Genomic DNA, 23,331 nt, shown 5'->3' on the forward strand with positions numbered 1-23,331 from the left:
ACGGATTCATAAACGTGTTGTACAGTTGGTTGTAAGGAGTGGGGAAACTATGGCAGAACAGACAGTCCGTGTAACCGTTGATGGTAAAGAATTTGCTGCATCAGGTGAAAAGACGATACTACAATTATTTAACGAGAGTAACTTGGAACATCCTCAAATTTGTCATGTACCAGAAGTAGATCCAATTCAAACTTGTGATACATGTATTGTAGAAGTAGATGGGAAGTTAATGCGTGCTTGTTCAACGCAAATAGAGAACGGTATGCATATTGAAAGACAGTCGCAGCGCGCAAAAGAGGCGCAGACTGAGGCGATGGATCGAATATTAGAGAACCATTTATTGTATTGTACTGTTTGTGATAACAATAATGGTAACTGTAAAGTGCATAATACAGTGCATATGATGGAAATTGAAGAACAGAAATACCCGTATGAACCGAAAGTAAGTGCGTGTGAAGTGGACATGTCACATCCGTTTTACCGGTATGATCCCAATCAATGTATTGCTTGTGGACAGTGTGTAGAAGTATGTCAAAACCTACAAGTCAATGAAACTATATCGATTGATTGGAATTTAGACCGCCCGCGTGTTATTTGGGACAATGGTGTAAGTATAAATGACTCGTCTTGTGTGAGTTGTGGGCAATGTGTAACAGTTTGTCCATGTAATGCGTTAATGGAAAAAACAATGCTAGGTGAAGCTGGGTTTATGACAGGATTAAAACCAGATGTGTTAGATCCGATGATTGATTTTGTAAAAGATGTAGAGCCAGGATATAGCAGTATTTTAGCAGTTTCAGAAGTGGAATCTGCGATGCGCAAGACGAAGGTTAAAAAGACGAAAACAGTTTGTACATTTTGCGGTGTAGGTTGCTCGTTTGAAGTGTGGACGAAAGACCGTCATATTTTAAAAGTACAACCTGTTTCAGATGCACCGGTTAATGGTATCTCTACATGTGTAAAAGGCAAATTTGGATGGGACTTTGTAAATAGTGAAGATCGCATTACAAAGCCATTAATTCGCCAAGGAGATATGTTTGTTGAAGCTTCTTGGGAAGAAGCTCTTGAAGTTGTTGCATCTAACATGCAGCATATTAAATCAGAATACGGCAGCGATGCATTTGGGTTTATTTCTTCTTCGAAAGTAACGAATGAAGAGAATTATCTTATGCAAAAACTAGCTCGTCAAATATATGGAACAAATAATGTAGATAACTGTTCCCGTTATTGTCAATCTCCAGCAACAGACGGCTTATTTAAAACTGTCGGTATGGGTGGGGATGCTGGAACAGTGAAAGATATCGCTGAAGCAGGTCTTGTTATTATCGTTGGTGCGAATCCGACAGAGGGACATCCTGTACTTGCGACGCGTGTGAAACGTGCTCATAAATTACACGAACAAAAATTAATTGTAGCAGACCTTCGTAAACATGAAATGGCTGAGCGTGCGGATATATTTGTTCATCCGAGTCAAGGAACTGATTATGTATGGCTTGCTGGTATTACGAAATATATTATCGATCAAGATTGGCATGATAAAAAGTTCTTAGCTGAAAATGTAAAGAACTTTGATGAATATAGCAAAATGTTAGAAAAGTATTCGCTTGATTACACAGAAGAAATTACGGGGATTTCTAAAGAGAACCTGAAAGAAATGGCTCGTATGGTATATGAAGCAGACGGTACTTGTGTACTTTGGGGAATGGGTGTAACTCAAAATACAGGTGGTAGTACAACTTCAGCTGCAATTTCAAATTTATTACTTGTTACGGGTAACTACCGTCGTCCTGGTGCAGGTGCATACCCATTAAGAGGACATAATAACGTACAAGGCGCTTGTGATATGGCGACCTTACCGAATTGGCTTCCAGGTTATCAAGCGGTATCTGATGATACGCTCCGTGCTAAATTTGAAAAAGCGTACGGTACGACGATTCCGAAAGAGCCAGGATTAAATAATATTGCAATGTTACTTGCGGCGGAAGAAGGAAAACTGCGCGGTATGTATGTTATGGGTGAAGAAATGGCTTTAGTAGATTCAAATGCGAACCATGTGCAACATATTTTAGAGAATTTAGATTTCCTTGTTGTTCAAGATATGTTCTTATCAAAAACAGCTCGTTTTGCTGATGTTATTTTACCGGCAGCACCGAGCTTAGAAAAAGAAGGGACGTTTACGAATACAGAACGTCGTATTCAAAGATTATATGAAGTATTGAAGCCGCTTGGTGATTCAAAACCAGACTGGTGGATTTTACAAAAAGTAGCTCGTGCACTAGGCGGAGATTGGAATTATGAAAACCCAAGTGAGATTATGGATGAAATAGCATCGCTTGCACCGTTATATTCTCAGGCAACATATGATCGTTTAGAAGGATGGAATAGTTTATGTTGGGGTAGCCATGATGGTAGCGATACACCGCTATTATATGTAGATGGATTTAACTTCCCAGATAAACTTGCTCGTTTATCATTAGATGAATGGGTACCACCAGTTGTGGCGCCGGATGAGTATGATTTACTATTAAATAATGGTCGTATGCTAGAGCATTTCCATGAAGGGAATATGACGAATAAGTCGGCTGGTATTTTATCTAAAGTATCTGAAGTATTCGTTGAAATTTCACCTGAACTTGCTAAAGAGCGTAATGTGAAAGATGGTGGTCTTGTAGAATTATCATCGCCGTTCGGAAAGATTAAAGTACAAGCACTTGTTACAGACCGTGTAACGGGAAATGAGTTATATTTACCAATGCATGCGACAGTAAATGAAGAGGCTATTAATATTTTAACAGGAACAGCGACAGACATTTATACGTGTACACCAGCTTATAAACAAACGATGGTGAAACTGCGCGTATTACGTGAAAAAGGAAATCGTCCATTACCATCTTCAAACCCGCGAGATAAAAAACGCCATCCACAAAATGGTGTTGAAATTCAGCAAAAGTGGCAAAGAAAACAATACGTATCACTTGTGGACTAGGGGGCGGAGATAGTGGCAAAAGAAATTACGTTAATTAAAAAGAAAGTTGTAACAGAAGAAGAGAAGAAACAGCAATTAGCAGAGGAACTGTTCACGGAGTTAGCGAATAACCGTGAAGCAGTCGAGGAAACGATGCAATTACTAGCGCAATTACAGAAAGCTGGTATTTTAGATGCGGCAATTAGTTTACTTGCTGCGAAAGAAGATGTTTCGAAAATTGCTGTTGAGCAATTAAATCGTGAACCAGTGAAAAATGCACTGAACAATATGATGGGGGCAGGAGAGGCTTTATCTTCAGTTGACCCAGAGGTAACAAAACAAATCACATCGAGTTTAGTTACTGGATTGCAATTTGCAACAGATGAATTAAATAGTGGTAAAAAAACAAAAGTGATGGATTTCTTTAAAGTATTAAAAGATCCAGATATCAATAGAGCAATTACATTCGGTTTTAGCTTTTTGAAAGCATTTGGGCAAGGATTAGAGAAAAAATAGAGTAGATGAAAAAGTGATGGGAAATAGCCATCACTTTTTTCATTGTATGTATAAGAGTGTTCATGTTAAGCGGAATATATTATTATTAAAAAGATGGATTAGAAATGGAAATGTGGAATCCATCTCAAATATCGTTTTAGAATGTGGAGGAATATATGCAACACCGTAAAAGACTATCTATACCAGGAGTAATGAGCCATTCCTTTCAAACAGTAAAATTTGCTTTTTGGAATGTATTAACCTTTCAACTTGCTTATAAATTGTTAGCAGCGATTGTGTTTGTTCCACTGTTTGGGATCATTTTTAATAAATTATTGTATTTTGGTGGTTACGCAAATGCGACAAATGATGAATTATTAGCATTTTTGAAAACACCATACGGCATTTTGGCAATCGTAATTTTATCCTTGTTAGCACTGTTTCTTATCTTTACGGAATTTGCGGTGCTTATTATTATTTCGTATTTCGCTCATAAAAGACAAAAGGTGAAATTACGCCCGATTTTATATAAAACCGTAACGTACTTACCTACGCTTTTCACATATTGCTTACCAGGATTTATTTTATATGCTGTCGTATTATTACCTCTTTTAAAAATGGGATATGAAACGGCATTAATTCCGCAAATCCAAATTCCTAACTTTATTACAGGAGAACTGTTTAAAACGACGATGGGACAAGTAGGCTATTACACGTTCTTTGCCGTAGTTGCGTATTTGAACCTTCGCTGGATTTTCGTTCTACCTATTGTCGTTTTAGAACAAAAGCCGTTTCGCACAGCAGCGCGTAAAAGTGCAGCTTTAGTAAAAGAAAGCTTTTTTAAAGTACTATTCTTTTTAGTAGGATTTTTCATTTCAATAGGGATTGTTTATATTTTGTTTTTTGGAATATATTTATTGTGCCTATGGGGTGTGTATGAATTTACAAACCCGGAAGGAACATTTGCGTTATTAGCCGAATCAACGATTTCTGTATTCCTAACAAGTACATTGTATTTATTTAGCTTTATTGTGACACCATTTTATATTATGGCTATAACAAGATTGTACTTACAAAAGGTTCCGGTTGAAGATGTGTTATTAGAAGAAGGATTAGATTATTCGAAAACGAAAGCAGATAAATGTTTCTTTCAAAAACATCGCTGGAAATTTATTAGTGTATATATTGTAGGGATTATTACGGCCGGAATGGTCGTTGCCTTCATTGTAACGTTTATTTCAAATTCGTATAAAGAACCGATTATTATGGCGCACCGCGGATATATATCAAAAGGGGTAGAAAATACGAAAGAAGCTGTGCAAGGTGCTATTGATGCAAAAGCAGACTACGCTGAAATAGATGTATTACAAACGAAAGACGGTGAGCTAGCGGTTATACATGACTTGAAGTTAAAACGTCTTGCAAATGCCAATGTGCATGTGTCAGATTTAACGATGGATGAATTAAGACAGCTTACTCTTAGTCAAGATGGATTTTCAGGACAAATAAGTACACTTGATGAAATCATTAAGCTTGCAAAGGGGAAAATCAAACTCAATATTGAAGTGAAGCTTCATGGGGGCGAAAAAGACTTTGTAAATAAAGTATTAAAAGCGATTAAAGATAATGAATTTGAGAAGCAATGTGTAATTCAAACGTTACACTATCCACTCATTAAAGAGTTTAAGCGTGCAAATTCAGATATAAAAGTAGGATATATACTGTATGCAAGTAGAGCTAACTTAAAGAATGTAAAAGCTGACTTTTATGTAGCAGAAGAATACATGTTAAATAAGAAATTAGTAAAAGAAGCAAGGAAGTTAAATAAGCCAATTTACGTATGGACAGTAAATGATATGGAGAGTTTAAAGGCATATTATAAGTTAAACGTAGATGGTATCATTACCGATTATCCTGAAGATGCACGTGAAACAATTAAGGAGTTAAAAGAGCAAGAAGCGGAAGAAAGTGATCTGTTTGATAAAATTACTGAAACAACAGATGATTTGTTTTCAAAGTTATTTATAAGTTATCCAGCTGCTGGCTAAATGCCAGCAGCTGTTTTTTGTAAAAAGAATATATTTCTAAAATATTGTGTAAAGTAATAACTGTATATGTATACGTCTTCATTTGGAGTTTTTACATTGTTATATTATTGTCAAATAATAAATGATTACTGCTTATTTTGAAGGGATATAATAAAAATAGAGTAATAGATAATGAAATAGAACGAACTTCCTAATAGAATCAATGTTTTATATATTTACACTATTCTAAATATATAAACTTTAGAAAAATGATATGTTAGCGTTTTCATAACTTTTAAGTTATGCTAGAATAAGGACATAAGTTATTAATTATTACAAAAAGAAAAAAGACTTTCTTTTTTCTGTTAATTATAAGGGGGCATTTCATTATGCGTATTGGGGTACCAGCAGAAATTAAAAACAACGAAAACCGTGTGGCAATGACACCAGCTGGTGTTGTACATTTAATTCGTAACAATCACGAAGTATTTATTCAAAAGGGTGCAGGTTTAGGATCTGGTTTCACAGATGCTCAGTATGTTGAAGCTGGAGCAAAAATTGTTGATACAGCTGAAGAAGCTTGGAACATGGAAATGGTTATGAAAGTTAAGGAACCAATTGAAAGCGAATACAAACACTTCAGTGAAGGTTTAATCTTATTCACATACTTACACTTAGCTCCAGAACCAGAATTAACAAAAGCTTTAATCGAGAAGAAAGTAGTAGCTATTGCGTACGAAACAGTACAATTAGAAAACCGTTCATTACCATTACTTGCACCTATGAGTGAAGTAGCTGGTCGTATGGCTGCACAAATTGGTGCACAGTTCCTTGAGAAAAACAAAGGCGGTAAAGGTATCTTACTTGCAGGTGTTCCAGGGGTTAAACGTGGTAAAGTAACAATTATCGGTGGTGGACAAGCTGGTACAAATGCTGCTAAAATTGCAGTTGGACTAGGTGCGGATGTAACAATCATCGACTTAAGTGCAGAACGTCTTCGTCAATTAGATGACATTTTCGGAAACCAAGTAAAAACTTTAATGTCTAATCCTTACAATATTGCAGAAGCTGTAAAAGAGTCTGATCTTGTAATTGGTGCAGTATTAATCCCAGGTGCAAAAGCGCCAAAACTTGTAACAGAAGAAATGATTAAGTCAATGGAACCGGGTTCTGTTGTTGTAGATATCGCGATTGACCAAGGTGGTATTTTCGAAACAACTGACCGTATTACAACTCATGATAACCCAACTTACGAAAAACACGGTGTTGTTCATTATGCAGTTGCAAACATGCCAGGTGCGGTTCCACGTACATCAACTCTTGCATTAACAAACGTAACAGTACCATATGCAGTACAAATTGCTAACAAAGGCTACAAAGCTGCTTGCCTAGGCAACACTGCATTATTAAAAGGTATTAACACATTAGATGGCTATGTAACATTTGAAGCTGTTGCAGAAGCTCACGGTGTAGAGTACAAAGGTGCTAAAGAATTATTAGAAGCAGAAACAGTATCTTGCTAATAGAAGCATTATACAAAACAAAATCGAACAATATATAAAACAACATGATAAGAGCTAAGAGATAATACCTCTTAGCTCTTCTTGGCAAAAGGGGGCATTCATCGTGGCCAACCTATTTAAAAAGAAATCCGTTACGCAATTGTTAGGGGAAAGTAAAAGTAAAACTTTAACGAAAACGCTAGGGGCATTCGACCTAACAATGCTAGGAATTGGTGCGATAATTGGTACAGGAGTTCTAGTATTAACTGGATTAGTAGCAGCAAGAGATGCTGGTCCAGCAGTTATTTTTTCATTTATGATTGCAGCAATTGTTTGTGGATTTGCAGCTTTATGTTATGCGGAAGTTGCATCTACACTCCCTGTTTCAGGTAGTGTGTACACATATTCGTATGCAACAATTGGTGAGTTTGTTGCTCATTTAATGGGATGGACATTGTTATCCGTATATGTCGTAACGACTGCCGCAGTAGCTGGCGGATGGACGGGTTATTTCAATAATTTAGTGAGTGGATTGGGACTTGAAATCCCAAAAGCATTGCTAACGATTCCAGCGCAAGGTGGTATGGTAAACTTACCGGCAGTTATCGTTACGTTAGTGATAACTTGGTTATTATCACGAGGTACAAAAGAAAGTAAGCGTGTGAATAACATAATGGTATTAATTAAAATTGGTATTGTTGTTTTATTCATTGCAGTTGGTGTATTCTACGTGAAACCAGAAAACTGGATACCATTTGCACCTTACGGTTTAAGTGGAGTGTTCGCAGGGGGAGCAGCAGTATTCTTTGCTTTCTTAGGATTTGATGCATTAGCAACTTCTGCTGAAGAAGTAAAAAATCCGCAACGTGATCTACCAATTGGTATTATTGCCTCGTTAGTTATTTGTACAATCATTTATGTTGTAGTTTGTCTCGTTATGACAGGTATGGTTTCTTATAAGGAATTAGATGTACCTGAAGCTATGGCATATGTGTTAGAAGTTGTAGGACAAGATAAAGTGGCTGGTGTAATTGCTATTGGAGCTGTAATCGGTATTATGGCTGTAATTTTCGCTTACATTTATGCGACAACACGTGTATTCTTCGCAATGAGCCGTGACGGTTTATTACCAAAATCTTTTGCGAAAATTAACAAGAAGACTGAAGCGCCAACATTTTCAGTTTGGTTAACAGGAATTGGTAGTGCTTTAATTGCTGGATTTATCGATTTAAAAGAATTGTCGAATTTAGCGAATATTGGAGCGTTATTAACATTCGCCATGGTTGGTGTAACTGTTATCATTCTTCGTAAAACGCATCCGAAATTACAGCGTGGATTTATGGTACCACTTGTACCGATCTTACCGATTATTTCAATTGCATGTTGTCTATTCTTAATGGTAAATTTACCATTAACAACATGGATATACTTCGGTATTTGGTTAGCAATTGGAGTAGTTGTATACTTTGTTTATTCGAAAAAACATAGTCATTTAAAAGACGATGGAAGTTCGCAGGATAATTTAGATCAAGCTAATTAAAGGGATATAAAATAGTAAGCCTTGTGCGTCTAGGGAGCGCACAAGGCTTTTTCTTTTGGATAAGGAAGGAAATAAATGTTAAATTGTCGAATTTTTATGTCGGAATATGAAAAAAGGGGAGGAAGAGGAATGCTAGAAACGAAAGTGGTTGTTGGAGCAGAGGAGTATAATAATAACCCTGGTTGGTTACATACGAATGAAGAAGAATTAAATTTATTGCGAAGAGAAACTTGGCTTGATAAATTTCAACCTAATTCTTTATCAGCAATTTTAGCGGAACATGTATGGGAGCATTTATCGTACGAAGAAGGAATCGAAGCTGCAAAAATTTGTTATGAGTTTTTAACGGAGGGTGGATATATTCGTTGTGCAGTGCCAGATGCATTTTTCCCAGATGAAGAATATCAGCAAGGTGTACAAGTAGGTGGACCAGGGCCATTAGATCATCCAGCAGCAAGTCATAAAATCGTTCATAACTATAAAACAATCACGTCCATGTTTGAATCGGCAGGTTTTCAAGTTAGGACTTTAGAATACTGTGATGAGAATGGTAAGTTTCATTATAATGATTGGAATGAGAAAGATGGTTTTATTTATCGCTCGAAACGTTTTGATCATAGAAATCAAGATGGTACATTAGAATTTGCTTCGTTAATTGTGGATGCAGTGAAACTTTAATCAGTGGGGGTTCTTTATCTCCTGCTGATTATTAGCCTTCAACAATCGGGCTTTTACGGGTAGCTAATGTAGGGGAAATAAGAGAAGGATGCACGATAGTTTTCGTGCATCCTTTTTGTATGAAGAGTATGATAGGTGCGGAGAATATTGATATGTATATGTTGAAATGTGAATGGAATTGTCAAAAAAATCTTTCGGATTTTATTGACACATATGAGTAGGCGCTCATATAATAAAAGTATAAGATATATGAACAGTTGTTCATATGTTCAATTAAAGAGGTGAGCTATAATGGCTGAAAATAAAGTAGAAACACCGCAGGAAACTTGTTCTCAAACGGTAATTCATGAGGAAGTCGTGAATCAAGTGAAGCAAACAATTCCGACTGATGAAAGTTTAAGTAAAGTAGCAGAACTATTTAAAGTATTAGGTGACCGTACGCGTACGAGAATATTACATGCATTATTTGAAGCTGAAATGTGCGTTTGTGATTTAGCTTATTTATTAGGAATGACACAATCGTCTATTTCACATCAGCTACGTGTGTTAAAGCAAGCGAAACTTGTAAAGAATCGTAAAGAAGGAAAGGTCGTTTATTATTCGTTAGCTGACCAGCACGTAATTCATATCTTCGAGCAAGCGTTTGAACACGTAAACGAGGAAGAATAAAAACGCGAGGAGGGAGAACGATGGCAGAAGCATTAGTGAAAAAGAAACTGATGTTAGAAGGTTTAGATTGTGCGAACTGTGCAATGAAAATTGAAAAAGGCGTTGGGAATATAGAAGGAGTAAATTCTTGCTCTGTAAACTTTGCAACAAAGACGATGGTTTTAGAAACAGCACAAAATAAAGAAAATGAAGTTGTGACAGAAGCAAAACAGCTTGTTACAAAGTTAGAACCACATATTAAAGTGCAAGAAGAGCAAAAAAATAAAGCTGCAAAAGAAGTTTTTATATTAGAAGGTTTAGATTGCGCGAACTGTGCAATGAAGATTGAAAATAAAGTTAAGGAAATGCCGACAGTTTCAGAAGCAACTGTTGATTTCGTATCAAAGAAATTACGAGTAGAAGTTGCGAATAAAAGAGAGTTAGAATCGACTGTAGAAGATATAAAGAATGTCGTTCAAAAGTTAGAACCAGATGTGAAAGTTGTTCGTGAAGAAAAGAGCGGCCATGACCACGGACATAGTCACGACCATGGTGAAGCAAATGTGAAAAAGATGATAGGGCGATTAGTAGTCGGTGGAATTTTGACAGGAATTGCTGCCTTAGCTGATTTACCACAAATGATAACAATTCCATTATTCGTCCTTGCGTATTTATTAATAGGTGGAGATATCGTTTGGAGAGCGGTAAGAAACATAACTCGCGGCCAAGTATTCGATGAAAACTTTTTAATGGCAATTGCAACTGTAGGAGCTTTTGCAATTCAACAATATTCAGAAGCTGTTGCGGTAATGCTATTTTATCAAGTAGGGGAACTATTCCAAAGTATTGCAGTAAATCGCTCTCGAAAATCAATTACTTCATTAATGGATATTCGCCCTGATTATGCGAATGTAAAGGTTGGAAATGAAACGAAACAAGTATCACCGGAAGATGTACAAATCGGCGATTATATTATCGTAAAACCGGGTGAGAAAGTACCATTAGACGGAAAAGTAGTCGAGGGAACATCAATGATGGATACTTCAGCACTTACAGGTGAATCTGTACCGCGTGAAGTAGAAGTTGGTAATGACGTATTAAGTGGTTTTGTAAACCAAAATGGTGTATTAACAATTGAAGTTACAAAAGAATTTGGTGAATCTACTGTATCAAAAATTTTAGATTTAGTTCAAAATGCAAGTAGTAAAAAAGCACCGACAGAAAACTTTATTACGAAATTTGCGCGCTACTATACTCCTGTTGTAGTTATTACAGCAGCGATCATGGCGTTTATTCCACCGCTTATTTTAGAAGGTGCTACATTCTCCGAGTGGATTTATAGAGCGTTAGTATTCTTAGTTATCTCTTGTCCATGTGCGTTAGTCGTATCCATTCCTCTTGGATTCTTTGGAGGTATCGGTGGTGCATCCAAAAGTGGGATTTTAGTAAAAGGAAGTAACTATTTAGAAGCATTGAATGATGTGAAATATATCGTCTTTGATAAAACAGGTACATTAACAAAAGGTGTCTTTAAAGTTACAAAAATGGAGCCAAGTGAAGGTACTACTAGTGAAGGACTGTTAGAGTATGCAGCGTTTGCAGAAGTATATTCAAATCATCCAATTGCACAATCTATTCGAAATGCATATGGAAAATCAATCGATGAAAATGCTATTGAAGACTATAGTGAAATTTCTGGTCATGGTACAGTTGTAAAAGTACAAGGAAAAGAAATTTTTGCAGGTAATGCTAAATTAATGAGAAAAGAAAATATTGAATTTAAGCAACCAGAAACAGTAGGTACATTAGTTCACGTTGCTGTAGATGGTAAATACGCAGGTTATATTGTTATCTCAGATGAGGTAAAAGAGGATTCAAAACAAGCGATTCAAAAGTTAAAAGAACTAGGTATCAAGAAGACAGTGATGTTAACTGGGGATGCAAAAGCAGTTGGTGAAGCTGTTGGAAAAGAATTAGGTTTAGATGAAGTTCACGCAGAACTACTACCACAACAAAAAGTAGAAGAGATTGAAAAAATTGATGCGGCTAAGCGTGGAAAAGAAAAAGTTGCTTTCGTTGGTGATGGTATTAACGACACGCCAGTATTAGCACGAGCGGACGTTGGTATTGCTATGGGTGGCTTAGGATCGGATGCAGCGATTGAAGCTGCAGATATCGTTATAATGACTGATGAACCTTCAAAAATTGCAACAGCTGTTAAAATTGCAAAACGCACAAGAAGTATTGTATGGCAAAATATTATATTTGCATTAGGTGTAAAAGGATTAGTTTTATTACTTGGTGCTTTTGGTATAGCGACAATGTGGGAAGCTGTTTTCTCAGATGTGGGTGTGACGTTAATTGCAGTATTAAATGCAATGCGTGTACTACGAGTGAAAGATTTATAAAAAGAGGGCGCAATTGCGTCCTCTTTTTTATCGGTTATTTTGTTGAAAGTGACTCAATAAAATAATATCAAATATTATTTTAGTTTTTAATAACGTAATATTAAATTTTACAAATAAAAAATATTCACCTTGTTATTTTAATATATTTTTTACAAATATTCATATAGTATTGAAAAAACAGAGAAGGAGGAAACTTCTCTGTTTATTTTTGTATGTTTTTTTCAACTTGTTCACGAACAGTTTGAATATAATTCATTTTATGATCCCAGCATTCTTGGCTTAAATCGACAGGATACTCTTCGGGGTTTAAAGTTCGCATGTATTCTTCCCAAAATAGAGCGAGACTCTGTTCGTTATACTTTTGAATATCTAATATACTTGGTAGTTCGTATGTTCTTTCACCGTTAACGAAAATGTCTTTATGCAGTTCACGTGCTTCAAAGTTTGTTACGAATTTACTTATGTATGTGTGAACAGGGTGGAACATTTTTAAGCGTTCTTCTTTTTCAGGCTCTTCAGAATCTAACGCAATATAATCGCCTTCAGCATGATTATTAACCCTGTTGACTATACGATAAATTCGTTTAAGCCCTGGAGTTGTAATCTTTTCAGGGTTAGATGAAATTTTAATCGTGTCATTTAATTTCCCGTCAGTATCTTCAATCGCAACTAGTTTGTAAACAGCCCCTAATGCTGGTTGCTCAAAGGATGTAATTAATTTTGTTCCAACACCCCATACATCAATTTTTGCTCCTTGAGATTTAAGGTGCATAATTGTGTATTCATCTAAATCGCTAGAAGCGATAATTTTTGTATTTGTAAACCCAGCTTCATCTAGTAATATTCTTGCTTTTTTAGACAAATAAGCCATATCACCACTATCAAGACGAATGCCATAGAAATCAATACGATCTCCAAATTCTTTTGCAACACGAATCGCATTTGGAACACCAGATTTTAATGTGTCATATGTATCGACGAGAAAAACACATTTTTTGTGAGTTTCAGCGTATTTTTTAAACGCGACATATTCATCGCGATACGCTTGAACGAAAGAGTGAGCATGTGTGCCGGCTACAGGTATCCCGAAGCGTTTTCCAGCACGAACGTTGCTTGTAGATGAGAAACCGCCAATAAAGGCAGCACGTGTTCCCCAAAGGGCAGCATCAAATTCATGAGCACGTCTTGTGCCAAACTCTAAAAGTTCATCGTTATTTGCAGCATGCTTCATACGAGCAGCTTTTGTTGCAATTAATGTTTGGTAATTCACAATGTTTAAAAGGGCAGTTTCAATAATTTGTGCTTCACCGAGTGGTGCATCAACACGTAATAAAGGCTCGTTATTGAATACAACTTCACCTTCTTGCATACTACGAATGACCCCAGTGAATTTCATATTTTGTAAATAATGAAGGAATTCTTCTTCAAATTGTAATTCTGCTAAATAAGCGATATCGCTCTCGGTAAAACTGAAATTTTCTATGTACTCTACAATTTTTTCAAGACCAGCAAAAACAGCGTAGCCATTCTCAAATGGAAGCTTTCGAAAATATAAATCAAAAACAGAACGGCGATTATGAATACCATCTTTCCAATATGTATAAGCCATGTTGATTTGATATAAATCTGTATGTAAGGCATAACTATCGTCTTTATAATAATTCATTGCGAAAACACCTCCGTAATTTGGTTATAGTATACCAATTTTACGACGTTCGTAGCAAAGAAGAGATATTGATGTGAAGTCAAGAGAGAAAAAAATGAAATAATGCATATTTTTTAGAAAATTAACATTTATCAATTTATATTTCTTTAAATTTTATGTATTATTAGAGTAATGGGGGTAATGAGAATGGAGGAGGACAATGCAACAAACATTAGAAAAAATAGGCAAACAAGTCTTTTATAAACGGCTACAGCAAAAAATGACACAAGAAGAATTATGTCAGGGCATTTGTTCTGTCTCATACTTAAGTAAGATCGAAAATGGAAAGATCGAAGCATCAGAAGAAATTCTACAATTGCTCTGCGCAAGATTAGAGATTGCTGTAACGGATTTAAGAGATGTAGAAGAAGATGTGAAGGGGAAGCTGGATGAATGGTTGAATGCACTAGTTCATTTGGATAAGCAACAAGTAGAACGCATATATGAAGAGTTGCAAGGTGAAATGAAGCATGTTTTGGATTTTGAAATTATAAATTATTATAAACTGCTGTATACACGTTATTTAATGATGAAGCGGGATCTCCCTGCTGTTGAAGAAGAATTGGACGGATTGAAGAAAGTGTATAAGAAATACTCGCCTTTTCAGAAGATGTTATATACGTATAATAAGGCATTATTATATTCTGTGCAGTACAAATATACGCAAGCGTTAGAGTATTTGTTAAAAACAGAATCGATGGCGAAAGAGTTAGGATATTATGAAACAGGAATATATTATAATTTAGCATTGACATATAGTCAGATGGAAATAGATCATATGACATTATACTTTGCTAATGTGGCATTAGAAGGTTTTAAAAGCGAATATAAATTTAGAAATATAATTAATTGTAAGTTTTTAATTGCGTTTAGTTATACTAGAAAAAAACAATATAATGAAGCTATGGAAATCTATAATCATATCATAAGAGAAGCAACTTCTTTTGCTGATAAAGATAATATTCTTTCTATTGCTTTAAATAATATTGGTTATCTGTACTACCGACAAAAAAATTATGCCAAGGCGAAAGAGTATTATATAGAATGCTTAAAATATAAAAAAGAAGAGGATATGAATTATATTGATGCCATGTATGAGCTCTCGTTGCAGTGTATTCAATTAGGAGAACTTGAGGAAGCGGCTGAATGGATTGAAAAAGGTATCCTTGCTGCAAGGAAAGATGAGAGATACAAAGGGATGTTATATTTATTGTTAAATTTAAGATATAAATATTTTGAAGAAAGAGACCTCTATAAAAAATTTCTAGAAACAGAAGTAGTTCCTTTCTTTAAAACAGAGGAAAATATAAAAGATTTAAAGAAAGTATACTTAGAACTAGCTGAATACTTAGAAGAATGCTCAGATTTTAAAGAAAGTAATCGCTATTATAAATTAGCAATTACTTTATTAGAAGAATAAAGAGGAGGGATAGTATGAAAAAGTTAATTGCAGGAACATTTGTGGTTATGGCAATTGCAGCTGTAGTATTGGATATTCAGTATGCTTGGAAGCCGGATACTCTAGGGCAAGAAGCTAAAACAGTTGAACAAATTAATTTATAAAAAAAACCCTTTCCTAACGGAAAGGGTTTTTTCAATATTTGTTCCTCAAAATTCTACAAAACTTGAGAAAATAATTATTTGAATTTTTAGTATATTAATAGTGGAAACATAATGCTAATATGAAACTACTCTTTTTCAAAAAAATTTTTATTAGGGGGAAGGTTCATGAAAAAGAAAAGTTTAGCGTTAGTGTTAGCGGCAGGAATGGCAGTTACTACATTTGGAGGGACAGGCTCTGCGTTTGCAGATTCAAAAAATGTGCTCTCTACGAAGAAGTACAATGAGACAGTGAAGTCGCCTGAGTTTATTTCTGGTGATCTAACTGGAGCAACTGGCAAGAAAGCGGAATCTGTTGTGTTTGATTATTTAAATGCAGCAAAAGGTGATTATAAGCTAGGGGAAAAGAGTGCGCAAGATTCTTTCAAAGTGAAACAAGTGAAAAAAGATGCTGTAACTGATTCAACAGTAGTACGTATGCAACAAGTTTACGAAGGAGTACCTGTATGGGGTTCTACTCAAGTAGCTCACGTAAGTAAAGATGGTTCTTTAAAAGTATTGTCTGGAACAGTTGCACCTGATTTAGACAAGAAAGAAAAGTTGAAAAATAAAAATAAGATTGAAGGCGCAAAAGCGATTGCAATCGCGCAGCAAGATTTAGGTGTAACACCGAAATATGAGGTAGAACCAAAAGCGGACTTATATGTATATCAAAACGGTGAAGAAACAACATATGCATACGTTGTAAATCTAAACTTCTTAGATCCAAGCCCAGGAAACTACTACTATTTCATTGAAGCAGACAGCGGCAAAGTGTTAAATAAATATAATAAACTTGATCATGTAACAAATGAAGATAAGTCACCAGTTAAGCAAGATGCTCCTAAACAGGAAGCAAAAGCTGCTGCAAAGCCAGTAACAGGAACGAATAAAGTGGGAACTGGTAAAGGTGTATTAGGAGATACGAAATCGCTTAATACAACGTTATCTGGGTCATCTTACTACTTGCAAGATAATACGCGCGGGGCAACAATTTTCACATATGATGCGAAAAACCGTTCAACATTACCGGGAACATTATGGGCAGATGCAGATAATGTTTTCAATGCAGCGTATGATGCAGCAGCAGTAGATGCTCATTTCTATGCTGGTAGAACATATGATTATTATAAAGCTACATTTAATAGAAACTCTATTAATGATGCAGGAGCACCATTAAAATCAACAGTTCATTACGGAAGTAAGTATAATAATGCATTCTGGAACGGTTCACAAATGGTATACGGAGATGGTGATGGTGTAACATTCACTTCATTATCTGGTGGAATTGATGTAATTGGTCACGAATTAACGCATGCTGTTACGGAAAATAGCTCGGATTTAATTTATCAAAATGAATCAGGAGCGCTAAATGAAGCAATTTCTGATATCTTTGGTACTTTAGTAGAATACTATGATAATCGTAATCCAGATTGGGAAATTGGTGAAGATATTTACACGCCTGGTAAAGCAGGAGATGCACTTCGCTCTATGAGTGATCCAGCGAAATATGGTGACCCAGACCATTATTCTAAGCGTTACACTGGTACTAGTGATAACGGTGGGGTTCATACGAACAGTGGTATTATTAACAAGCAAGCTTATTTATTAGCAAATGGCGGTACGCATTCTGGTGTAACTGTAACTGGTATTGGTAAAGATAAATTAGGTGCGATTTACTACCGTGCAAATACACAGTATTTCACGCAATCTACTACATTTAGTCAAGCTCGTGCTGGTGCAGTACAAGCTGCAGCGGATTTATATGGTGCTAGCTCTGCAGAAGTAAATGCAGTGAAGCAATCATTTAGTGCTGTTGGTGTAAACTAAGGATTTAAGGGATAGATATTAATAAAATACTTCAAAAATAAAGAAGGAGCATAGGCTCCTTCTTTATTTTTTTCTCCATTTTTTCCACAAATAGAACAATCCAATGCAACCTGCGATTGTTACAATCCACTTCGCTTCATTTGTTCCGTTCATAACATGATATGCCGAATATACTTCAATCAATAAGGCCGGTATTTTACCTATTGTACTGGCAATACTGAAGGAGAGTAATGACATTTTCCCTAGAGCTGCAAATAAAGTCACGATAATTGATGGGATGAAAGGTATAAATCGAAACGATAGAACGAGTAGAAAGGCCTCTCTACCTTCTACATAAAGAAGACGCTCTACCTTTGGATACTTATTTACTTTATCGTGAGTGAACTTTTGAAGGCCTATGCGATAAATATAAAACGAGATAATAGCGCCTAATGCTTCGCCTGCGATCGAAATGAGTGTGCCATTTGTAACGCCAAATAGCTGTATATTAATGGCGGTTAAAAAGATGCTAGGGATAAAACCTAAAAGACTGATGATGATATTGATTAAGATACTAAGTGGAATTGCGATTGAATAGTATTCTGTTAGGAAATTTTGAATCGTTTCTGCCATATTATAAAATCCTTTATCTTTTTTTGCATTACACCATATTTCGAATGGATAGGCAAGGAGAAATTTACATAATGTAGAAAACGTTGACAGAACGGCATTTGTATACGGTATATAGGTATTGGGTATACAAAAAAGGGGGTATATTTTAATTTGTTGAAAAACACTACATAAACCTTGTTTTTAAAGGGTTTATGTAGTGTTTTAAATGGTATTTTAATTCGGGAAATAATTAGAAAATCACAGGGGTATATTTTAAAGTAGGTGAAAAATAGTGGTTTGATGAAGATAGAGTGGTAAACATAGCAAAATAGCTGAAGGGTTTAAAAAATGTATGTGTTTTTTCGTTGTGAAATTGACTTTTAGTGAAGTTACGATAATAATCATGGAAGAGGTGATATGATGAAACGAATAAGTAGTCTTTTCTTCAGTAGTTTACTGGCATTGATGCTGATCTTAAGTGGATGTGCAGGAAAAGAACAAAAAACTGAGAAACAAACAGGGAATCAAGGTACGTCAGTAGAAAAAATTAGTGATAATATTTTAGATGAAATGGAAGGGCCGCCTAAAAATGGTCATACGATTGAAAGGCATGTAGGTAAATCAGAAGAGGATTTGAAGAATCGTTTGAAGACAGATAAAGTATCAGCGGCAAGTACATATTATGATAAAGAAACAGCGACGAAAGCTGTAAAAGATAGTTTGAAGCAACATGATAAAGAAATTCAAGATTGGTTAAAAAATTCTAAAGAGGCTCGTCTCGTATTAAATACAACTCATTCATTCCCGGTCGGGAAAACGGTAATAAAGAAAAATATGAATGTAAAAGATAAGTTAGTAAAAACTGTTACTGTTTTAGCGAGAGATAAGTCAGGAGATTTAGGATATAAGATTATTACTTCTTATCCATCTGACAAATAAGAAGGGGGAGTACATATGTATACGACATTACAATACTTTCTTAAATCATACTGTACGTTAAGTATTCATGAGGATGAAATAGTAAGCGTGATGGCAGAGTTTATAGAGCAAGAAGATGAAGAAATTGTTTTGAAATTACGCGATGAATTAGTATATATGAAGAACAAGAACGCGTGGGAAGAAGCGTGCGTACTGGCTGCGAAGCAAGGGAATCGTATATGGTCTTTAGAAGAAACGAAGGATCATCTTGAAACTTTTTTACTATTACTGCAAAAGAAAAAGGCGTGAGTAGATCACGCCTTTTTCTTTATGCTTTTTGAAATTTGTCCGTTTGATAGTATCTCATTGTTTTGGGGCACTTTTATATACGCTTTTTGAAATTTGTCCATTTGATAGTACTTCGCCGTTTTGTGTTACTTTTTTATACGTAACCGCTGTTATTTTATCATTAGTTCTACTAATTACTTGAGAAGAAACTTCAACATTTTTACCAGTATTTGTACCGAAAATGCGTGTAGTAATACTCCCTCCATTTGAAAATGCTTGAATATAAATATGATTACCTGTATTGTTTTTAAATTTTAAATCCGGACCATAGTCTGCCACTGCTGCATCTTGCCCAAGTGGTAAATAATTTACGGGCATAGAATGATTACTTCGAGAAACAATTCCTAAATCTGCCCTTAAAGCTGCGCTATATAAAGTACTACTGACTTGGCAAACGCCTCCGCCTGCACTTTGTATAACTTTACCTTGTGAATATACTGCGGCAGATTTATAACCATGTGCAGCATCAGTTACACCAACACGGCCATTAAAACTAAACGTTTCATCAGGTGCTACAATAACTCCACTTAAAGTATTAGCTGATTTATTTACGTTAAAGGATTGATTACCATTACGGCCAGCCATTGGAGTAGAGTACTCAGCAATGACTTCTTTAATTCCCATTTTCTGTATATCTTCTGTAGAACGTTCTGGTTTTATTAATGTAACCGGTAATGTAACATCTGATTTACCAGTAGTAATAGCTTCGTTTGTTAAATCGCGTAGTTTGCCTTTATCAATTTTTTCTCCGTTTTGACTTTGGCTAACATTTACAGTAGAGCCTTCAATACTTAATTCTGCATTAACAGGATTTTTTAATGTTTCATTATATTTATCTTTTATAAAGGTTTCATAAGCTGTTGTATTTAATTGTGGTGTTAATTTATAGTCACGTTTTAATTCATCGTTTTCAGCTTGCTTCCGCATTTTGTAACGACTCATTACGTTTCCTTCTTGTTCTTTAAAGATTTTGTTTACAATATCTTTCTCTTTATAATTTATACCTAAATCTTTCCATATGTAAGTTTGTTTATCATCTTGGAATATGTAGGTAAGAGATTTTTGATCTAATTCATTTATTTTTTGATTAATAATTGCTTGAATATCTGCTTTATTTTTTCCAGCAAGAGAAATACCTTCAAACGTAGTATTTGGTAATGCGGTGTTATTTAATTGATTATTTAATTTGGATACATATTGATATCCACCAATACCGCCTACACAAAGTAATATGCCCCCTGCAATTGCAGAACCGATCAGTATTTTACTTAGCTTCATTTATTTCCCCCCAGAAATTTGTGTATAAATATATGTATTACATTTTTTGTATAAAAATGATGAAAATAACAGTATGTAAGTTCTAGTATACTATTATTTCCACTGTGTGTGTAATGTTTTTATAAAAAATGTTACACTGTTGTAATAATTGTCTCTTTTTGTCACAATATGCATGAAAAATTTGTTGAAAATTATAATAAAAAGGCTGTCTAGAAAATCTAGCAGCCTTTTTATTATAATTTTTTATGCTCATTTTTATTCGTAACACCGAGATGTTCTTGAAGTGTTGTCGATATATTATTGACGCTTTTTTCGTTTGGAACGTAATAATAAATACCATCTATATATTTATCTGTACCTTCCACTTGAAATTTGTCCATTTTTAAACTTGAATCCATTGAATTTTTTGCAATTGTCATCATATCATCAAAAGTTAAATTTGTTTTTAAATCATTATCGACAGCATCTAGTAGGCCACCGATTTTATTAATGGAATTAAGAGATAGTGCTTTTTCGGCAATAGCTTCTAAAACAAGTTGTTGTCGTTGACCACGCATATAATCGCTATCGATGTGACGAGTTCTAGCTAGTGCAAGTGCCTCTTCTCCGTTTAAATGTTGACGTCCTTTTTTAAGATGAATTGCATTTGCTTCGTCTTTACTATTTTGTTCTGTAAACTCAACAGGAACATCGACAGTAATACCGCCAAGGGAATCAACGATTTTGATAAAGGATTTAAAGTTAAATTTTACGTAGTAGTCAACAGGAACGTCTAAAAAGTTCTCTACTGTATCAATCGTGCTGTCTACACCGCCGAATACGTGTGCATGTGTAATTTTATCGTATTTATCACGTGACTTAATGTAGACGCGTGAGTCACGTGGAATGCTTACAAGTTTAACGGATTTATCGTTTTTATTAATTGTTGCAAGTAATAGCGCATCCGTACGAGTTGCTTTTCCATAATTTTTTTCTCTAATATCACTTTCATCAACACCCATAATAAGTACGGAAATGTTATCAGTCATAGGTTTAACTGCTTTTTCACGTTTGTTGGATTTATCTCCTCGACCTAGTTCAGAATAAGCGTTATTTAAAATGGATTTTGCTTTACTGTATATATGGAAGGAGTAACCTCCTGCTCCAAGTGCTACAATTAGTAATGGAATAAGAAGGAACCAAAGTAGGCGTTTTTTCTTTGAGCGTCCTGTTTTGGCTCGCATATTGTTGTTTGTGTCGGATTTCATCATTTTTTCTCCTTTAAAACTATCAAAGTGTATACATCTAGGTGTATTAAAACACATAAAAAATATTTTACGCTAAATAAAAGCGATTGTACATGTATAAAAAATAGATGTCTTGATTATTTATCCCGCATTAACGGGCAGTAAAACTCCCACCTCAAAGTCCAGCGAATGCAAGGAAGTTAGGTGGGAGTTAACTGCCCGTAAAAGCCCGATTGGTGAAGGCTAATACTCAGAGGGGGATAGTCCCCTCTGAGTAAAGTTTCACTTTATAAGACACCTATTCGTTATTGTATACAAAAGATAGGGATAAGAAAATGATAAAATTTTACCTAATTACAACATAATACTTACGATAATTGCAGATAAAATACTAACGAGAGTAGCTCCATATAGTAATTTAAGCCCAAACCTTGCCACAACATTTCCTTGGTCTTCGTTTAACCCTTTTACTGCACCGGAAATAATTCCAATAGAAGAAAAGTTGGCAAAAGAAACGAGGAAAACAGAAATGATACCAACTGTACGGGGAGAAAGGCTATTGGAAATTTTACTAAGATCCATCATTGCTACAAATTCATTCGTTACAAGCTTCGTTGCCATAATGCTACCAGCTGCGACAATTTCAGAACTTGGTACACCGATAAGAAATGCAATAGGTGCAAATACGTAGCCGATTAATTGCTGAAAAGTGATGCCGAATATAATGAGGAATAGGTCATTAATGCAGCTAATCAATGCTACGAATCCGATGAGCATGGCGCCAACGACAATGGCTACTCGGAAACCATCAAGAATATATTCGCCAAGCATTTCAAAGAAACTTTGCTTTTCACCTTTTATTTCCAAAATATCTTCTTCATCTTTAACGTCGTAAGGGTTAATGATGAGTATGATAATAAAGCCGCTAAATAAATTGAGAACGAGTGCGGTTACTACATATTTAGGTTCAATCATCGTCATATAGGCACCTACGATAGACATAGATACTGTTGACATGGCTGATGCACAAAGTGTATAAAGACGGTGTTTTGGAATTTGTGCTAATTGCTTTTTTACCGTAATAAACACTTCTGATTGGCCGACAATAGCGGAAGCGATGGCATTGTAAGATTCTAATTTCCCAAGACCATTTATCTTGCTAAGAAAGAAACCAATCCAATGAATAAAAAATGGTAGTATTTTGAAATGTTGTAATATACCAATTAAGACGGAAATAAAGACAATCGGTAATAATACAGTAAGGAAAAATGACATCTCACCTTTATTTGCAAGACCGCCAAACACAAAGTTTATACCATCAGCAGCATACTCGAGTAGCTTTGTGAAAAGGCTGGAAATGAACCGAATAAGTATGAGACCAATTTCTGTATTTAATAATAAATAGGTTAAAATTAACTGTATAATAAGCATGATGAAAATAGGTTTGAATTTAATGTGTTTCTTATTATTGCTAGCAATATAAGCAAGGAAGAAAACGACGATAAGTCCGACAAAAAAAGTGATAAATTTCATAGTAAGCCCCCTAAAAGAGATGTTCTGCTATATATGTTTT

The 23,331-nt window shown here is 35.2% G+C and carries 18 protein-coding genes; 13 read left to right on the top strand and 5 right to left on the bottom strand.

Going from position 1 to position 23,331, the window contains the following annotated elements; all coding sequences use genetic code 11:
- Positions 1 to 49 precede the first annotated feature (49 nt).
- The 8 genes from fdhF (at position 50) to BTOYO_RS16460 (ending at position 12,263) form a co-directional block, all read left to right on the top strand.
- Positions 50 to 2,986 (top strand): formate dehydrogenase subunit alpha, encoded by a 2,937-nt coding sequence (gene fdhF, locus BTOYO_RS16425; protein WP_000840632.1) that lies wholly within the window; start codon positions 50 to 52, stop codon positions 2,984 to 2,986.
- Between the two features lie 12 nt (positions 2,987 to 2,998).
- Positions 2,999 to 3,481, top strand: coding sequence for a helical membrane plugin domain-containing protein (locus BTOYO_RS16430; RefSeq protein ID WP_001040512.1), 483 nt, complete (start codon positions 2,999 to 3,001; stop codon positions 3,479 to 3,481).
- A gap of 155 nt (positions 3,482 to 3,636) precedes the next feature.
- Complete coding sequence (locus tag BTOYO_RS16435; RefSeq protein ID WP_023441141.1) at positions 3,637 to 5,508, top strand: glycerophosphoryl diester phosphodiesterase membrane domain-containing protein; 1,872 nt, start codon at positions 3,637 to 3,639, stop codon at positions 5,506 to 5,508.
- Between the two features lie 368 nt (positions 5,509 to 5,876).
- On the top strand, positions 5,877 to 7,010 hold the full coding sequence (ald, locus tag BTOYO_RS16440) for an alanine dehydrogenase (RefSeq protein WP_001219740.1): 1,134 nt from the start codon (positions 5,877 to 5,879) through the stop codon (positions 7,008 to 7,010).
- A gap of 103 nt (positions 7,011 to 7,113) precedes the next feature.
- On the top strand, positions 7,114 to 8,529 hold the full coding sequence (locus BTOYO_RS16445; RefSeq protein ID WP_001284896.1) for an amino acid permease: 1,416 nt from the start codon (positions 7,114 to 7,116) through the stop codon (positions 8,527 to 8,529).
- A gap of 129 nt (positions 8,530 to 8,658) precedes the next feature.
- Positions 8,659 to 9,207, top strand: a complete 549-nt coding sequence (locus tag BTOYO_RS16450; RefSeq protein WP_000894487.1) for a class I SAM-dependent methyltransferase — start codon at positions 8,659 to 8,661, stop codon at positions 9,205 to 9,207.
- 291 nt (positions 9,208 to 9,498) lie between these two features.
- Positions 9,499 to 9,876: an ArsR/SmtB family transcription factor gene (locus tag BTOYO_RS16455; RefSeq protein ID WP_000829682.1), complete on the top strand. Its 378-nt coding sequence runs from the start codon at positions 9,499 to 9,501 to the stop codon at positions 9,874 to 9,876.
- A gap of 20 nt (positions 9,877 to 9,896) precedes the next feature.
- Entirely contained in the window at positions 9,897 to 12,263 is a 2,367-nt protein-coding gene (locus BTOYO_RS16460) for a heavy metal translocating P-type ATPase (RefSeq protein WP_000796581.1), read from the top strand.
- A gap of 202 nt (positions 12,264 to 12,465) precedes the next feature.
- Here the strand turns inward: BTOYO_RS16460 and BTOYO_RS16465 are convergent, their stop codons facing one another.
- Complete coding sequence (locus tag BTOYO_RS16465; protein WP_001110357.1) at positions 12,466 to 13,929, bottom strand: nicotinate phosphoribosyltransferase; 1,464 nt, start codon at positions 13,927 to 13,929, stop codon at positions 12,466 to 12,468.
- A 199-nt stretch (positions 13,930 to 14,128) separates the two neighbouring features.
- On the opposite strand from BTOYO_RS16465, the gene BTOYO_RS16470 reads away from it, so the two are divergent.
- From BTOYO_RS16470 to BTOYO_RS16475, 3 genes are all read left to right on the top strand, one after another.
- Positions 14,129 to 15,388 carry a helix-turn-helix transcriptional regulator gene (locus BTOYO_RS16470; RefSeq protein ID WP_001187940.1) on the top strand — a complete coding sequence of 420 codons (1,260 nt, stop codon included), beginning with the start codon at positions 14,129 to 14,131 and terminating at the stop codon, positions 15,386 to 15,388.
- Positions 15,389 to 15,402: 14 nt separating this feature from the next.
- The gene (locus BTOYO_RS27390) at positions 15,403 to 15,531 is read left to right on the top strand and encodes an NprX family peptide pheromone (protein ID WP_000733136.1); all 129 of its coding nucleotides are present in this window, start codon (positions 15,403 to 15,405) and stop codon (positions 15,529 to 15,531) included.
- A gap of 165 nt (positions 15,532 to 15,696) precedes the next feature.
- Positions 15,697 to 17,397: a M4 family metallopeptidase gene (locus BTOYO_RS16475; protein WP_000730354.1), complete on the top strand. Its 1,701-nt coding sequence runs from the start codon at positions 15,697 to 15,699 to the stop codon at positions 17,395 to 17,397.
- 63 nt (positions 17,398 to 17,460) lie between these two features.
- On the opposite strand, the gene BTOYO_RS16480 is transcribed toward BTOYO_RS16475, so the two are convergent.
- On the bottom strand, positions 17,461 to 18,009 hold the full coding sequence (locus tag BTOYO_RS16480; RefSeq protein WP_000852217.1) for a TVP38/TMEM64 family protein: 549 nt from the start codon (positions 18,007 to 18,009) through the stop codon (positions 17,461 to 17,463).
- A 399-nt stretch (positions 18,010 to 18,408) separates the two neighbouring features.
- Here BTOYO_RS16480 and BTOYO_RS16485 point away from each other — a divergent pair, with 399 nt between their 5' ends.
- Both BTOYO_RS16485 and BTOYO_RS16490 read left to right on the top strand, forming a co-directional pair.
- Positions 18,409 to 18,927 (top strand): RNase A-like domain-containing lipoprotein, encoded by a 519-nt coding sequence (locus BTOYO_RS16485; protein WP_000822696.1) that lies wholly within the window; start codon positions 18,409 to 18,411, stop codon positions 18,925 to 18,927.
- Between the two features lie 15 nt (positions 18,928 to 18,942).
- Entirely contained in the window at positions 18,943 to 19,215 is a 273-nt protein-coding gene (locus tag BTOYO_RS16490) for a hypothetical protein (RefSeq protein ID WP_000288801.1), read from the top strand.
- A gap of 54 nt (positions 19,216 to 19,269) precedes the next feature.
- Here BTOYO_RS16490 and BTOYO_RS16495 read toward each other — a convergent pair whose 3' ends face one another.
- The 3 genes from BTOYO_RS16495 to BTOYO_RS16505 all read right to left on the bottom strand — a co-directional run bounded on the left by BTOYO_RS16495 (position 19,270) and on the right by BTOYO_RS16505 (position 23,291).
- Complete coding sequence (locus tag BTOYO_RS16495) at positions 19,270 to 20,532, bottom strand: VanW family protein (protein ID WP_000777338.1); 1,263 nt, start codon at positions 20,530 to 20,532, stop codon at positions 19,270 to 19,272.
- Between the two features lie 233 nt (positions 20,533 to 20,765).
- Positions 20,766 to 21,782 carry an LCP family protein gene (locus BTOYO_RS16500; RefSeq protein WP_002093839.1) on the bottom strand — a complete coding sequence of 339 codons (1,017 nt, stop codon included), beginning with the start codon at positions 21,780 to 21,782 and terminating at the stop codon, positions 20,766 to 20,768.
- A 330-nt stretch (positions 21,783 to 22,112) separates the two neighbouring features.
- Positions 22,113 to 23,291 carry a NupC/NupG family nucleoside CNT transporter gene (locus BTOYO_RS16505; RefSeq protein WP_000668851.1) on the bottom strand — a complete coding sequence of 393 codons (1,179 nt, stop codon included), beginning with the start codon at positions 23,289 to 23,291 and terminating at the stop codon, positions 22,113 to 22,115.
- Positions 23,292 to 23,331 lie beyond the last annotated feature (40 nt).

The organism is Bacillus toyonensis BCT-7112, assembly GCF_000496285.1.
Classification (GTDB): Bacteria; Bacillota; Bacilli; order Bacillales; family Bacillaceae_G; genus Bacillus_A; species Bacillus_A toyonensis.

What these genes read in the sequence shown, in the direction of transcription:
- fdhF (WP_000840632.1), top strand. Translation starts at nt 50, where the DNA reads ATGGCAGAACAGACAGTCCGTGTAACCGTTGATGGTAAAGAATTTGCT.
- BTOYO_RS16435 (WP_023441141.1), top strand. Translation starts at nt 3,637, where the DNA reads ATGCAACACCGTAAAAGACTATCTATACCAGGAGTAATGAGCCATTCC.
- ald (WP_001219740.1), top strand. Translation starts at nt 5,877, where the DNA reads ATGCGTATTGGGGTACCAGCAGAAATTAAAAACAACGAAAACCGTGTG.
- BTOYO_RS16450 (WP_000894487.1), top strand. Translation starts at nt 8,659, where the DNA reads ATGCTAGAAACGAAAGTGGTTGTTGGAGCAGAGGAGTATAATAATAAC.
- BTOYO_RS16455 (WP_000829682.1), top strand. Translation starts at nt 9,499, where the DNA reads ATGGCTGAAAATAAAGTAGAAACACCGCAGGAAACTTGTTCTCAAACG.
- BTOYO_RS16460 (WP_000796581.1), top strand. Translation starts at nt 9,897, where the DNA reads ATGGCAGAAGCATTAGTGAAAAAGAAACTGATGTTAGAAGGTTTAGAT.
- BTOYO_RS16465 (WP_001110357.1), bottom strand. Translation starts at nt 13,929, where the DNA reads ATGAATTATTATAAAGACGATAGTTATGCCTTACATACAGATTTATAT.
- BTOYO_RS16470 (WP_001187940.1), top strand. Translation starts at nt 14,129, where the DNA reads ATGCAACAAACATTAGAAAAAATAGGCAAACAAGTCTTTTATAAACGG.
- BTOYO_RS27390 (WP_000733136.1), top strand. Translation starts at nt 15,403, where the DNA reads ATGAAAAAGTTAATTGCAGGAACATTTGTGGTTATGGCAATTGCAGCT.
- BTOYO_RS16475 (WP_000730354.1), top strand. Translation starts at nt 15,697, where the DNA reads ATGAAAAAGAAAAGTTTAGCGTTAGTGTTAGCGGCAGGAATGGCAGTT.
- BTOYO_RS16480 (WP_000852217.1), bottom strand. Translation starts at nt 18,009, where the DNA reads ATGGCAGAAACGATTCAAAATTTCCTAACAGAATACTATTCAATCGCA.
- BTOYO_RS16485 (WP_000822696.1), top strand. Translation starts at nt 18,409, where the DNA reads ATGAAACGAATAAGTAGTCTTTTCTTCAGTAGTTTACTGGCATTGATG.
- BTOYO_RS16490 (WP_000288801.1), top strand. Translation starts at nt 18,943, where the DNA reads ATGTATACGACATTACAATACTTTCTTAAATCATACTGTACGTTAAGT.
- BTOYO_RS16495 (WP_000777338.1), bottom strand. Translation starts at nt 20,532, where the DNA reads ATGAAGCTAAGTAAAATACTGATCGGTTCTGCAATTGCAGGGGGCATA.
- BTOYO_RS16500 (WP_002093839.1), bottom strand. Translation starts at nt 21,782, where the DNA reads ATGATGAAATCCGACACAAACAACAATATGCGAGCCAAAACAGGACGC.
- BTOYO_RS16505 (WP_000668851.1), bottom strand. Translation starts at nt 23,291, where the DNA reads ATGAAATTTATCACTTTTTTTGTCGGACTTATCGTCGTTTTCTTCCTT.